Origin of the sequence: Mesorhizobium sp. WSM3873 (assembly GCF_001672445.1) — a bacterium.
In the GTDB taxonomy this organism is placed as follows: domain Bacteria; phylum Pseudomonadota; class Alphaproteobacteria; order Rhizobiales; family Rhizobiaceae; genus Mesorhizobium.
This window is the reverse complement of the sequence record NZ_LYTM01000024.1, coordinates 13,931-27,604: the sequence shown is the minus strand read 5'-3', so window position 1 is coordinate 27,604 and position 13,674 is coordinate 13,931. Positions and strand designations below refer to the sequence as shown.

Below are 13,674 nucleotides of genomic sequence, written 5' to 3'. Positions count from 1 at the left end.
GCTTGAGGAAAGAACCTTACTGGCTATCCGAAGGATCGATGCCGACGGTGAAGTCGACATTCTCCCAACGGCTCGCTTCGGGCCAGAAAAATGTGAAGACGACCGTCGATCCCGGCTGCAGGCCGGCGACATCCAGGTCAACCAGGTGGACGCCGAAGGCGTTCTCCACCGTGTTGTCGTCGCGCACCGTCAGCCACTTGTCGCTACTCCAGTGAACCACGCCGCGCGCCGCAAGTTCCACGCGCAGGAGCTTGTCGGCGGGAAGAGAGCGGATCTTGTTGTTGAAGCGCCATGTCCTGAACGGCGACACGGTCTTGCGCTCGATGTAGCGCTCGACGCCCTGCGGCGGCATGTCGAAGACCTTGCCGTCGCGCAGCGAGCGCAGCAGCTTGATGTGCTCGGCATGCGCCCAGACCAGCGGCATGGCGCTGCCCGATGGCGCGCCGAGCCGCAATTCGCGCTCCGGCAGGTCGGGTCTGTCCCAGACCTGCTCCGGCAGCAGGCCGCCTGCACCAGCAGAACGCTCGAAGGTTTCGAGCAGTTCGGCCGCTTTGCCGGGTCGCTCGGCGGCCAGCTCGTAATGCGCGCGCTCGCCGGCGAGTAGCGGCCAGGGCCGGCCCCGGCCGGTGCCGTCGAAGGGCGAGCCATCCTCATGCTCGCCATAGCCGTCACCGCTATAGCGATACCAGAGCGGGCCTTGCGGCAACTCGCAGCGCAGAAGCGCGTCGATGGCTTTGACGGTGTTGACGATGCGCGGATCGTCGGCGGCTCTCAGTCCGAAGCGGACCAGCGCCAGCGCATCGGGACTTATGATGGCCTCGGCCGGCCGATGGCTATCGCCGGGCGGGCGGTTCTTGATCGGCAGGAAACCGTCCTTCGGCGAAGCGGCGCCAGCACCGTCGGGCGGTGCGATGCGGACATGGTAGCCGTCGATGCCCTCCCTGGCGCAGAGTTCGGTGCCGGTGACATAGGTCCAGCGCTCGATCTGGTCGTTCCAGCAGTCGGCCGTCTCGCGCAGATAGTTTGCCGGTTCATTTTTGCCGCAAGCATCCAGCATGTCAGCCGCCGCAAGCAGCGCCGCGATCTCGACGGCCAGCGTGAACGGGCTGTAGCCGGCGTCCTCTTCCCAGCGGTCCTCGCCGGTGACCGGGCCGTTGCGCACCACATAGGAAGCCGCGCTTTCGATCATGGCTAGGAAATCGTCGAGCTTCGCGCGCGGCAGATGACCCGCGCGGCGGAGCGCGTCGGCAAGCAGCAGCGGAAAGGCGCATTCGTCCATCTGGATGCCAGGCCAGTAGGGCGTGCCGTTCGACCAGCAGTTTTGCGGCCAGTGACCATCCGGCTGTTGGATCGAGCGGAGATAGGTGAGAATATCGAGCGCCTGCCTGGCGTCGCCGGCTGCAAGGAAGCCGCCCGCCGTTTCGACCAGGTCGCGCGGCCAGACCAGATGGTAGCCGCCGAGATCGTCGTCGCCCGTGCTGAAGCCCCACGGGATCGAAAGACTGGCGACTGCGGCTCCAGGCCTGGCGATCGAGAGATGCGAGGCAAGGACGGCGGTACTGACGCGGTAGGTGTTCAAGCCGGAGGCGGCTTGCCTGTCGAGCGTCTCCAGGCCGGACTGGAAATTCCGCCAGTTTGCGGCATAGGTTTCGGCGGCCGCATCGAAATCGTCCTCCAGGCTGGCCAGCGCGACCTCCGCCGCCTCTTCCGGCGAGGCGCCGAAGCCGAGCGCCAGCAATGCGGTGCCCTTGCCTGTCGAGAAGCCGATCTCGCCGGTCAGCGCCACATTGCCATCCTCCGCGCGCTCAGCGGCAGGATCGAGCGCGCCGCCATTCCGCAGCTGCTGCCAGCCGTCGGAGAAACCGACATAGCCGGCCGAGCATGCGCCCCAGGGCGGCGAGGCGGCAAGCGCGAGCGAGACGCCGCGGCCTGACGCAAAGAGGACACGCTGCCCGTTGTGCTGGCCGACCCAGGCGGTGTTGCCCATGCCGCGATTGACGAGATGCGGCGCGAGCAGCGCGTAGACCTGGTAGTCCGAGGCTGAGCCTTTGAGCGCCGCGAATGTAATTTTCTGCAGCAGAACGGGCCGTTTCGAATCCGTAACGATGCGCTTTTCAATCCGATAGGAGCCATTGACCGCCGTGTTGACCAGGCGATAGCCGGGGACGCCGGCTTCGAATGGCTCGATATGGTGGGCGGCATCGCGTTTCTCTTCCGAGAAATAGCCATCGGGACCGGTAATGATCAGCCCCAAGTCGCGCGTGCAGGCGCTGTCGAGGCGGGGATAATAGACCTCGTTCAATATGCCGTGACTGATGGTGAACCAAAGCGGGCTGTTCGCTGAAAGCCCGGTGCCGACGCCGCTCTTGGCGCTTGACGTCCAGCGCGCGGGAATTCCCGGGGCGCCCTGAGCAACGGTCGGCGTCACTGCCATCAATTGGCCTCCTGCGGCCGTTCCTAGACCAGGAGCCGGCGGCTTTTCAATCGCCGCACCCGAAGTTGATCGGGCTCGGGTCGCTTGACCCATCGTTGACAGCGGCGCCGTCAAGCGCTCACTATTTCTCGGGCAGGGAGGAACTGCGGAAAACAGGATCGAGGCCGCGCGGCGCGGCTTGGCTGTCGTTCCACGGCATTCATCAGGGGGACAGGGAGGAGACATGTCGGAGGTATCTCCCCAGCTGATCGATCGGCTGCTCACGATCTCGCGGGCGCTCGCCGGCCATATCGATCCGGGCTCAGCGTTCCGGGCGACAGCGATCGAAATCGGCACGCTCATCCCGCACGACCATATCGATCTGGCGGTGTTGTCGCTCGATGGGCGCATGCACGCCTGCTACGAGGCCGGCTTCCATACCAGCTGGAGCGATCTGGCGCAGCATCCGGTCGAGGGCAGCCCGATCCGGCGCGTGCTGTGGGGCGAAACGCCTTATCTGCTGACCGACAACGCACTTCTCGACGACCGATTCCACTTCGAGGGAGCGTTCGACGGGCCGATCTTCGCCGCCAAGCTGCGGAGCCGCATCATCGTGCCGCTGCGGGCACGCGGCAGCGTGATCGGCGCGCTCAACATCAGCCGGCACAAGGCCGGCTGCTACTCGCAAGAGGACGTCGAGGTCGCTCAGCAATGCGCCGACCTCATCGGGCCCTATATGTTCGCGCTGATCCAGACGGAGGAAGCGCGCCGCGCCATGCTCGCCGAAAGCGAGGCGCGCAACCGGGCGGAACTGCTGAGAGTCGGCGCCTCGCAACTGACCGAGGGCATGGAGCGCGAGCGGCGCCGCATGGCCATGGACCTGCACGACCAGACGCTCGCCGACCTGGCCCGGATCGCACGTCAGGTTTCAGCTTTCCGCAGCCGGGGCGTGGCGCGGACGGCCCAGCTTGCCGATCTCGAGCAGGAGGTGGCGGGCTGCCTGGCGGAGCTGCGCCACATCGTCGACGACATGCGGCCGAGCGTCCTGGAACTGTTCGGCCTGCGCGACGCGGTCGAGGCACATCTCAACCGCAGCGTTGCCAGGGCCAAGCCGCCGATCGCGGTGCGCATCGCCGACACCAGCGACGGCAGCGCCGACGGCCTGTCGGAAACGTTGCGCACCGCGCTCTATCGCATCGTGCAGGAAGCCATCAACAATGCGGTCCGTCATGCCGCGCCAAGCCGTATCGAAGTGCAGCTGGCGTCGACGGCAACCACATTCAGCGTGACCGTCACCGACGACGGGCATGGCTGCGGCGCGATCGATCCCGCCGCTCAAGGCGGCATCGGCCACATGCACACGCGAGCGGCCCTTGTCGGGGCGCGGCTGCGTTTCGAGCCGGCCGACCGCAAGGGCGGCACCAGGGTCGTGATCGAGATCGATCGCGAGTCCGCCGAGGCCGAGGCGGCGGCGTGCGGCACCGCGATAACCGAAGCTCAGCCGGTGGCGGAGGCAGTCTGATGCTGGTCATGATCGCCGAAAATGACGGGCTGCATCGCACCTTCGCGCGGCGGACCGTCGAGCAATTGTGGCCCGGCGATGTCGAGGTGATCGAAGCCGGCGACGGCGAGGACGCCATCAATCTTGCGGCGGAACGGCAGCCGCCGCACGTCGTGCTCGACTTGCAACTGCCCAAGGCGACCGGGATCGAGGTGGCACGCGCCATCTGGAGCCAACGCGCCGGCACGCATATCCTGTTCTGGTCGAACTTCGCCGACGAGGCCTATGTGCGCGGCGTGGCGCGCATCGTGCCGCCGGGGTCGGTCTATGGCTATGTGCTGAAATCGGCGACGGAAGAAGGCATGCGCTCGGCGCTGCGCGGCGTGTTCCGCGAGGGGCATTGCATCATCGACCGCGAGATCCGCGGCATCCAGCACCGCGTCCAGGACCGGTTCGAGGGCATCACCGACGGCGAATATGAAAGCCTGATCGACATCGCGCTCGGCCTCACCGACCGAGCGATCGCGGCGCGGCGCGGCCTGTCGATCCGCGGCGCGCAGAGCCGCATCAAGCATGTCTATGAGAAGCTCGGAATAGTGCCGCCGGAGGAGGGCGCTGGCGAGGCGTCGGTGTTCAATTCGCGCACCCGCGCAATCTATCTGGCCATGGCGCGCGGCCTGATCAACATCGATGCGCTGCGGCGCGAGCAGGAGCAGCTCGATGCCTGGCTCGCGCAGGCAACGCCGTTGCAGGAGCAGTAAGCCCCGCGATGGGTCAACAGGCTCAGCTTGAATGCTGATTGCTCTTGGCCCTCAGAACGATCGGCTCGGTCTCGATCAATCGAAGCGACCTGACCATATCAGCCGTCCGCGCCTTGTATTTGAGAAAGTGCGGCGCGGTCAGGTGGGCGTGGGAGGCGGAATGATCGACGTAGCATTCGATGACGCGCACCGTTTCGGGCGAACCTTTTATCGAGACCGCGTGCAGGAACAACACGCCGGGCTCGTTCTGCACCGAGGCCTCGATCTCTTCGGCGAGCAAGGCCCTGAAGCTGTCGAGCTGGAAGGCATCGATCTCCAGTTCCGCAATCCGCACGAGCGGCCTGCCGCATCTCTCTGCCATCCATGGTTCTCCTGTCTGCAGCCGCGGGTACCGGCGCCGACTGTGCAAAACCACAGTCGGTGCTGCGCTTAGACCGCTATCGCCCGGTCCGCGTCCCGACTAGCTTTTGTCCTACAAAAACAAGAATCCCGGGGAAGCGCTCATGCCGTTCGTCAGCATACGGATACTCGAGGGTCATTCGCAAAAGCGCAAGAACGAGATCTCGCGCCGGGTCGCCGAGGCGATCAGCGAGGTCGCCGAACTGCCCATGGAAGCGATCTGGGTGGTGATCGAGGACGTGCCGGGCAGCGACTGGTTCGTCGCCGGCAAGCCGGTGCGGGAACCCAAGAGCCCGTGATGTCGATCCCGGCGCGCGCCCGTCACTCCGGCTTTGATGACGTCGTCGGCAATGCGGCGATGGAGCGGCTCGCCACCGGCTACGGCTTCATCGAAGGTCCGGTGTGGCATCCCTATGAGAAATGGCTGGTCTTTTCCGACATTCCGCAAAGCCGCATGTACCGGCGCAGCGCTTCCGGCGAAATCGCGTCGTTCCGCGACCCGAGCCACATGGCCAACGGCAACACGCTCGACCGGCAGGGGCGGCTGGTGACCTGCGAGCACGCCAGCAGCCGCGTCACCCGCGCCGAGCCGGGCGGCACCACGACCGTTCTTGCCAGCCATTACCAGGGCAAGCAGCTCAACAGCCCGAACGACATTGTCGTCGCCACTGGAGGCTCGATCTATTTCACCGATCCGACCTACGGCCGAGCGGAATTCTACGGCGTGCCGAGGCTGCAGGAACTGTCCTACCAGGGCGTCTACCGGATCGACGGCGACGGCGCCGGGCTGACGTTGCTTGCCGACGATTTCGCGCAGCCCAACGGGCTCTGCTTCTCGCTCGATGAATCGCGGCTCTTCGTCAACGATACCACGCGTGGCCACATCCGTGTGTTCGGCGTCGAATCCAATGGTGACCTCAATGGCGGCGCCGTATGGGCTGTGACCGAGGGCGATGCGCCAGGCGCGCCGGATGGAATGAAGATCGACAGCCGCGGCAACCTCTATTGCACCGGCCCGGGCGGCATCCATGTCTTTGACGCGTCGGGCGATCTGCTCGGCGTCATCGCGACGCCGGAAGATTGTGCCAATTTCACCTTCGGCGACGAGGACCTGCGGAGCCTCTACATCGCCGCGTCGACGTCGCTCTACCGGCTGAGGGTACGGGTGCCGGGATTGAGGCTGTTTTGAGCGGGACCGTTCGCGCTCAGATCGGATGGGAGTGAAGCCGGCCCGCAGGGGCCGGTGGGAAGTGCAGCAGTCAACACATCTGGGAGGATAATGACATGAAGAAACTACTGGTCTTGAGCGCCTTTGCAGCCATGCTCGCCTCGGGCACCGCGCTTGCCGACACGAGCGGCAAGAAGATCGCCTTCTCCAACAATTATGCCGGCAATTCGTGGCGCCAGGCGATGCTCGACAGCTACGCCATCGTCACCAAGAAAGCGGTCGAGGACAAGGTGGTGGCGGCGGCGGATGTCTTCACCACCGCCGACAAGGAAGTGCCGACGCAAGCCGCGCAGGTGCAGAACCTGATCCTGCAGGGCTATGACGCCATCGTCATCAACGCCGCCTCACCGGATGCGCTGAACGGCGCCATCAAGCAGGCCTGCGACGCCGGCATCGTGGTCGTTTCCTTCGACGGCATCGTGACCGAGCCTTGCGCCTACCGCGTCGTCGTCGACTTCAAGGACATGGGCAGGCAGGAAGTCGAGCAGATGGCCAAGTTCCAGCCGAAGGGCGGCAATTTGCTGGAAATCCGCGGGCTGGCAGGCACCTCGATCGACGATGCCATCCACGCCGGTATCCTCGAAGGCGTCGCCGCCCATCCCGAGTTCAAGATCGTCGGCTCGGTGACCGGCGACTGGGACCAGACCACGGCGCAGAAGGCGGTGGCGACCATCCTGCCGTCGCTGCCGGAGATCGTGGGCGTCGTCGACCAGGGCGGCGACGGCTATGGAGCCGCGCAAGCGTTCGCCGCCGCCGGCAAGCCGCGTCCGACCATCATCATGGGCAACCGTCAGGACGAGCTGAAGTGGTGGAAGGAGCAGAAGGACAAGGACGGCTACCAGACCTGGTCGGCCTCGATCGCGCCCGGCGTGTCGACGCTCGCCTTCTGGGTGGCGCAGCAGGTGCTCGACGGCCGCAAGGACGTGCCGCACGATCTGCTGGTGCCGTATCTCGCCTTCACCCAGGACAATTTCGAGGCCGCGCTGCCGAAGATCAAGGAAGGCGGCGTCGCTACCCACGAATACACCCAGGAAGACGCGATCGCGGCCATCAAGGCCAACATCAAGCAATAGCGGCGCGACGTTGCCAGCCGCATCGCCGACCGGATATCGTTGAGGATGCTCCAGGCTATTGCAGACATCGTCAGGCTGGACGGCGCCGAAAAGCACTTCGGCGCCGTCCGCGCGCTCAACGGCGTCGACTTCCATGTCGGCGCCGGCGAATGCGTCGGGCTGGTCGGGCACAATGGCGCCGGCAAGTCGACGCTGATGCATATGGTTGCGGGCACGCTGCGGCCCGATGGCGGGCAGATCGCGGTGCGCGGCAATCAGGAAGCGAGCTATTCCGTGGCGCGCGCGCTTGAGCTCGGCATACGCTGCGTTTTCCAGGAGCTGTCGCTCTGCCCAAACCTCAGCGTCGCCGAGAACACGCGCATCAACCATCCCTCGCTCAGCGGGCTCGGCTGGCGGCGCAAGGCCGCCGATCTCATCCAGGCCAAGCTCGACGAGATCTTTCCCGACCACGGCATCGCGGCGGACGACATTGCCGGCGATCTGTCGATCGGACGCCGCCAGATGGTCGAGGTGGCGCGCGCCTTCACGCTGACCCGCGAGCCGCTGCATCTGGTCATCCTCGACGAGCCGACCTCGTCGCTCGATGCGCACACGGCCGGCCAGCTGCTTTCATTCGTGCGCCGCTTCGTCGCCGCGGGCGGCAGCTGCATCCTGATCTCCCATGTGCTGGGCGAGGTGCTGCAGAATGCCGACCGCATCGTGGTGATGCGCGACGGCAAGGTGGTCGCCGCCGACGCCGCAAGCGCGTTCGACCGGGACAAGCTGGTCGCCGCGATGGGCGGCGCCGGGGAACATCAGAAGGCCGCCGCCGAGACCCGCAAGGTCGCGGTCGGGGCGCTCAGGGTGCGGGCGCGCCCGGCGCGGCAGCAGGATGGCAAGGAGCTTGTCGCCCGCGCCGGCGAGATCATCGGCCTTGCCGGACTCGCCGGGCATGGCCAGACGGACCTGCTGCTCGCGATCTTCTCGGCCGCCTCGCGCGACAGGGCCGGCATCGAAGTGACGGCGCCGGTGGCGCTGGTCGCCGGCGACCGCCAGGCGGACGGCATCTTCGCCCAATGGTCGATCGCCCAGAACATCGGCATCCGCTCGCTTCAGCGCCTGCGCGACGGCCTGCTGATCTCGCCGCAGCGCGAGGCGGAGCTGGCCGAATTCTGGAAGAAGAAGATCGGCATCCGCACGCCGGACATGAACAACAACATCTATTCGCTGTCGGGCGGCAATCAGCAGAAGGCGCTGTTTGCGCGCGCGCTCGGCTCCGATGCCGAGATCGTGCTGATGGACGATCCGATGCGCGGCGTCGACATCGGCACCAAGCTCGAAGTCTACGACCTCGTGCGCGAGGAGGCCGGAAAGGGCCGCACCTTCCTCTGGTACACGACCGAAACCGAAGAGCTCGACAATTGCGACCATGTCTATGTCTTCAAGAACGGCCGCATCGTCGCCAATCTCGGACGCGACGAACTGACGGAGGAGAAGATCATCCAGTCCTCGTTCGGCGACACGGCCTGAGATGACGGCGATCGCTCCCGGCACGCTCCCGAAATCCTCCCGCGGCAGCGCGGCCCGCGCACGCATGCTGCGCAGCCTGCTGCCGGCGCTGTCGCTGTCGCTGGTGTTGATGGCCATCGCTTGGCTCAACCCGCGCGCCATCAGCTATTTCGGCTTCAACCTGATGCTGAACCTGGCGATCCCGATCGCGCTGGCGACGATCGCGCAGATGTTCGTCATCGCCGGCAATGAGCTCGATCTGTCGATCGGCACTTTCGTCGGCTTTGTCGGCTGCGTCACCGCCACCTGGCTCAGGGATGCGCCGCTCATCGGTGTCGCTGTGCTGCTCGGTTCGATCGGCGTCTACGCGCTGCTCGGCGCGCTGATCCATCTGCGCAACCTGCCCTCGATCGTGGTGACGCTCGGCATGAGCTTCGTCTGGCAGGGGCTGGCCATCCTCATCCTGCCGAAGCCGGGCGGCAAGGCTCCGGACTGGCTGCTGGCGATCATGTCTTTCAAGCCGCCCTATATCCCGTTCCCTATACTGGCGGCATTGCTCATCGCGGCGATCGTGCATTTTGGCCTGATGCGCACTTCATATGGCGTCATCCTGCGCGGTTCCGGCGGCAATGCCGCGGCGCTCAGGCGCGCCGGCTGGTCGCTGCTCAAGACAAAGATCGTGCTCTTCGCGTTGACCGGCCTGTTCGGCGTGCTTTCCGGCATGGCGCTGATCGGCATCACCACTTCGGCCGACGCCAATATCGGCAACGGCTACACGCTGCTTTCCATTGCCGGCGTCATCCTTGGCGGCGGCGAGTTCGTCGGCGGCCGGGTGTCGCCGATCGGCGCGGTCATCGGCGCGCTGACGCTGGCTTTGGCCGCCTCGCCGCTGTTGACCTTCATGCACATCCCGCCCGATTGGCAAGTGGCTGCCAATGGCGCGATCCTGATTATCGTCCTGGCGGCCCGGGTGCTGATCAGCCGCAGGGAGAGGTGAACGATGACCTCTGTACGGATGCTGCTTGAGAAACCCTGGCTCTGGTCCTTCGTCGGCGCCGTTCTCGTGTGGGTGGCGACCGTCGCCTTCACCGGCGGCTATGGCGCCGGCGGCATGGTCACGGCGGCACTTTCGCTTGCCGTCTTCACCGTCATAGTCGGCGTCGGCCAGATGTTCGTCATCACGCTCGGCCCCGGTAATGTCGACCTGTCGCTGCCCGCCAATATCGGACTGGCGAGCGCGGTGGCGATGAAGGTTATGGGCGGCAGCGATTCGATGATCGTCGTCGGGCTGTTGGCGGCGCTCGCCTGCGGCGCGGCGATCGGCGCCATCAACTATCTGCTGATCTGGGCGCTCAGGATTCCGCCGATCATCGCGACGCTGTCGGCGAGCTTCATCATCCAGTCGGTCGACATCAGCTACGGGCGCGGCCTGCAGATCAAGCCGCCGCCGGGCTTTGCCGATTTCACCAACTGGCAGGTGCTGGGGATCCCGGTGCTGGCGATACTGACGGTGGTTTTCACCGTCGCCGCGGCGCTGGCGCTGCAGCGCATGATCTATGGCCGCTCGGTGCTGGCGATCGGGCAGAACATCCGCGCCGCCTGGCTGGCCGGCGTCAATGTCGGCCGCATCCGCTTCCTCACCTACACGCTTTGCGGCGCGCTCGGTGGCATCGACGGCGCGCTGCTTGCCGGCTATTTCCGCGGCGCCAATGTCGATATCGGCAATGAATATCTGCTCGCCTCCATCGCGGTCGTCGTCATCGGCGGCACCTCGGTCGCCGGCGGCAAGGCCAACGTGCCCGGCGTCTGGGGCGCCGGCCTGTTCCTGGTGCTTTTGCTCACCATGCTCAACACCTTCGGCGTCAGCGCCGGCGTGCGGCTGGTGCTGACCGGGCTGATCATCGTCGGGGTGATCACGGCGGCGGGTGGCGAGAAGGCTGTGCGGTGACAAGTCGCGAGGAGGGGGTCGCTCTGCGGGGTCTCTCCAGCCAAATTTGACCATGTGGACAAAGGTCGGGCGTCGTTCCATAGTCCTCCCGTCTGACATGTTTTGAACGGCCGGCTCGACACGGCTGTCGAGCAGAGGGGATTTCAATGGAAAACGATCATCGCAAAACGCAACGCGCCGGCCTGTCGCGGCGCAATGTGCTGGAACTCGGCGCCCTCGGGCTGACCGCGGTGGCGCTGCCCGGCGTGGCCTTCGCCAAGGACAAGAAGCTGAAGGTGGCGGCGATCTTCGCGACGCCGATCGAGGAGCCCTGGGACAACCAGATCCATGTCGCCCTGCAGAAGGCCGAGAAGGAGCTGGGCATCGAATACAAATGGTCGGAGAAGGTGCAGACCGCCGACTTCAGCCGCGTGATGCGCGAATATGCGCAAGGCGGCTACCAGTTGGTGCTGGGCGACGCCTTCGCCGCCGAGCGCGAATCGCGGCGCACGGCAAAACAGTTTCCGAAGACGGCCTGGCTGTTCGGCTCCGGCGCCGGGCCTGCGGAACCCAATTTCGGCGTCTTCGACAACTGGATACACGAGCCGGCCTATCTCTCCGGGCTGATCGCCGGCAAGATGTCGAAGTCGGGCACGATCGGCGCTGTCGCGGCAATGGGCATTCCGGAAGTGAACCGGCTGGTCAACGCCTTCTTCGCCGGCGCCAAGGAGGTCAATCCAAACATCAAGCGGAAGGTCGCCTTCATCGGCTCCTTCTTCGATCCGCCGAAGGCCAAGGAGGCCGCGATCGCGCAGATCGATGCCGGCGTCGACGTCATCTATGCCGAGCGTTTCGGCGTCATCGAGGCGGCGGTCGAAAAGAAGATCTACGCCATCTCCAACATGTCCGATCAGTCGAGCCTCGGACCCGACACGGTGATCACCGGCCCGGTATGGAACATGTATCCGACGGTCGAGCAGGCGATCAAGCTGGTCAAGGCGGGCGTCTTCACCGCGCAGGACTATGGCGACTTCTCGCGCATGGCCAAGGGCGGCTCCGATCTCGCGCCCTATCACAAGTTCGACAAGACGCTGCCGGCCGAGGTCAAGGACCTGGTCGCCAAGAAGAGAGCCGAGATCCTGGAAGGCAATTTCCGCGTCGACGTCGACGAGAACACGCCGGTGTCGGATTGACCAGTACCCTCCCCCTTGCGGGAAGGGTGCCGAGCGAAGCGAGGCGGGAGGGGTCGTCTCAACCGCTCGACCTTGACGACTGAAGATGGAGCGCGTCGCGGGCGACCCCACCCGGCCCTGCGGGCCACCCTCCCCTCAAGGGGGAGGGATATTAGGAGCATCCTTGCCCGTCCCACTGATCGAAATGCGCGGCATCACCAAGAGTTTCGGCGCCGTCAAGGCGAACGAGGGCGTGGATCTCAGCGTCGCCCCCGGCGAGATCCTTGGCCTGCTCGGCGAGAACGGCGCCGGCAAGACGACGCTCATGAACGTGCTGTTCGGCGCTTATGCGCCGGATGCGGGCGAGATCCTGGTCGAGGGCAGGCCGGTCGCCATCCACAATTCGGCCGATGCACTCGCGGCCGGCATCGGCATGGTGCATCAGCATTTCCATCTGGCGCCACGGCTGACGGTGCTGGAAAACCTCTTGATCGGCATTGCCGGCAAGTCCGGCCGCATCGACCGCACGGGCGGGCTGGCGCGGCTGAAGGAGATCGGCCGCCAGCATGGCTTACATCTCGATCCCGGCCTGCCGGTCTCGGCGCTCTCGATCGGCGAGCAGCAGCGGCTGGAAATCATCAAGGCGCTCTTTCGCGGCGCCAGGCTCCTGATCCTCGACGAGCCGACGGCGGTGCTGGCGCCCAGCGAGGTCGATGGCCTCTTCGCCGCGCTGCGCTCGATGGCGGCGCAAGGGCTCGGCATCATCTTCATCTCGCACAAGCTCAACGAAGTCAGGGCGCTCACCCATCGTTGCGTCGTGCTTCGGCATGGCAAGGTCGCCGGCCGCGTCGATCATCCGGCAGGAACCACCTCGGCCGAGATGGCCAAGCTGATGTGCGGCCACGAAATCATGCCGCCGATCAAGGAGGTCTCGACGCCTGGCGCGCCCGTGCTGACGCTCGACGGCGTCTCCACCTCAGGGCATGGCGGCACGCCGCTGCGCGAGGTCTCGCTCTTCGTCCGCGCCGGCGAGATCCTCGGCGTTGCCGGCGTCTCCGGCAATGGCCAGCGGGCGCTGGCTGATGTGATCTCCGGCATGCTGTCGCCGAGTGCCGGTTCGATGACGATAGCCGGCAAAGCAGTTGCGCAATTTTCGCCGCGCGAGCTGCAGGCGCTCGGCCTTGGCCGCATTCCGGAGGACCGGATGACGACCGGGCTGGTCACCAACCTGCCTCTAGCCGACTCCATGGTGCTGCCCCGCATCGGCACCGAGGCCTTCAGCCGCAAGGGACTGCTCGATCCGGCCGCGATCCGCGCCTTCGCGGAGGCGCAGATCAAGGCCTATGACATACGCTGTCCCGGGCCCATGACGCGCGCCGGCGCGCTTTCCGGCGGCAATCTGCAGAAGGCGCTTTTGGCGCGCGAGCTCGCCTTCGACCCGAAGGTGCTGATCGTTTCGCAGCCGACGCGCGGCCTCGACATCGGCGCCGCCCGGTTCATCCACGAGAAGTTCCTCGCCATGCGTGCCAAGGGTTGCGGGATCATCGTGATTGGCGAGGATCTCGAGGAGTTGCTGATGCTGTGCGACCGCATCACGGTGATGTACGAAGGCCGCATCGCCGGCACGCTTTCCGGCTCGGAGGCCACCGTCGCGAGGCTTGGGCTGCTGATGACCGGCGCGGAGGGGAGGGCGTAGAGCTATGGAATTGCCT

At 65.8% G+C, this 13,674-nt stretch carries 12 protein-coding genes; 10 read left to right on the top strand and 2 right to left on the bottom strand.

What is annotated here, in order from left to right; genetic code table 11:
- Window positions 1-16: 16 nt before the first annotated feature.
- Window positions 17-2,434: a glucan 1,4-alpha-glucosidase gene (locus tag A9K71_RS17410; protein WP_066998263.1), complete on the bottom strand. Its 2,418-nt coding sequence runs from the start codon at window positions 2,432-2,434 to the stop codon at window positions 17-19.
- A 223-nt stretch (window positions 2,435-2,657) separates the two neighbouring features.
- On the opposite strand from A9K71_RS17410, the gene A9K71_RS17405 reads away from it, so the two are divergent.
- Window positions 2,658-3,935, top strand: coding sequence for an ATP-binding protein (locus A9K71_RS17405; protein ID WP_066998261.1), 1,278 nt, complete (start codon window positions 2,658-2,660; stop codon window positions 3,933-3,935).
- Window positions 3,935-4,675 (top strand): response regulator transcription factor, encoded by a 741-nt coding sequence (locus tag A9K71_RS17400; protein WP_066998258.1) that lies wholly within the window; start codon window positions 3,935-3,937, stop codon window positions 4,673-4,675. The genes A9K71_RS17405 and A9K71_RS17400 overlap by 1 nt, the downstream gene beginning before the upstream one ends.
- 22 nt (window positions 4,676-4,697) lie before the next feature.
- Here A9K71_RS17400 and A9K71_RS17395 read toward each other — a convergent pair whose 3' ends face one another.
- Window positions 4,698-5,036: a putative quinol monooxygenase gene (locus tag A9K71_RS17395; protein WP_066998255.1), complete on the bottom strand. Its 339-nt coding sequence runs from the start codon at window positions 5,034-5,036 to the stop codon at window positions 4,698-4,700.
- 142 nt (window positions 5,037-5,178) lie between these two features.
- Between A9K71_RS17395 and A9K71_RS17390 the strand changes: the two genes are divergently transcribed.
- From A9K71_RS17390 to A9K71_RS17355, 8 genes are all read left to right on the top strand, one after another.
- Window positions 5,179-5,373 (top strand): 4-oxalocrotonate tautomerase family protein, encoded by a 195-nt coding sequence (locus tag A9K71_RS17390; protein ID WP_066998377.1) that lies wholly within the window; start codon window positions 5,179-5,181, stop codon window positions 5,371-5,373.
- Window positions 5,373-6,263, top strand: a complete 891-nt coding sequence (locus A9K71_RS17385; protein ID WP_066998374.1) for an SMP-30/gluconolactonase/LRE family protein — start codon at window positions 5,373-5,375, stop codon at window positions 6,261-6,263. Before A9K71_RS17390 ends, A9K71_RS17385 begins: the two co-directional genes overlap by 1 nt.
- 95 nt (window positions 6,264-6,358) lie before the next feature.
- On the top strand, window positions 6,359-7,375 hold the full coding sequence (locus tag A9K71_RS17380; RefSeq protein ID WP_066998252.1) for an ABC transporter substrate-binding protein: 1,017 nt from the start codon (window positions 6,359-6,361) through the stop codon (window positions 7,373-7,375).
- Between the two features lie 45 nt (window positions 7,376-7,420).
- On the top strand, window positions 7,421-8,884 hold the full coding sequence (locus A9K71_RS17375; RefSeq protein ID WP_066998249.1) for a sugar ABC transporter ATP-binding protein: 1,464 nt from the start codon (window positions 7,421-7,423) through the stop codon (window positions 8,882-8,884).
- 1 nt (window position 8,885) lies between these two features.
- Window positions 8,886-9,860, top strand: coding sequence for an ABC transporter permease (locus A9K71_RS17370; protein ID WP_066998246.1), 975 nt, complete (start codon window positions 8,886-8,888; stop codon window positions 9,858-9,860).
- A 3-nt stretch (window positions 9,861-9,863) separates the two neighbouring features.
- Window positions 9,864-10,811 (top strand): ABC transporter permease, encoded by a 948-nt coding sequence (locus tag A9K71_RS17365; protein ID WP_066998243.1) that lies wholly within the window; start codon window positions 9,864-9,866, stop codon window positions 10,809-10,811.
- A 146-nt stretch (window positions 10,812-10,957) separates the two neighbouring features.
- Complete coding sequence (locus tag A9K71_RS17360) at window positions 10,958-11,983, top strand: BMP family protein (protein WP_066998240.1); 1,026 nt, start codon at window positions 10,958-10,960, stop codon at window positions 11,981-11,983.
- A 163-nt stretch (window positions 11,984-12,146) separates the two neighbouring features.
- Window positions 12,147-13,658 carry an ABC transporter ATP-binding protein gene (locus tag A9K71_RS17355; protein WP_156752700.1) on the top strand — a complete coding sequence of 504 codons (1,512 nt, stop codon included), beginning with the start codon at window positions 12,147-12,149 and terminating at the stop codon, window positions 13,656-13,658.
- Window positions 13,659-13,674: the final 16 nt, after the last annotated feature.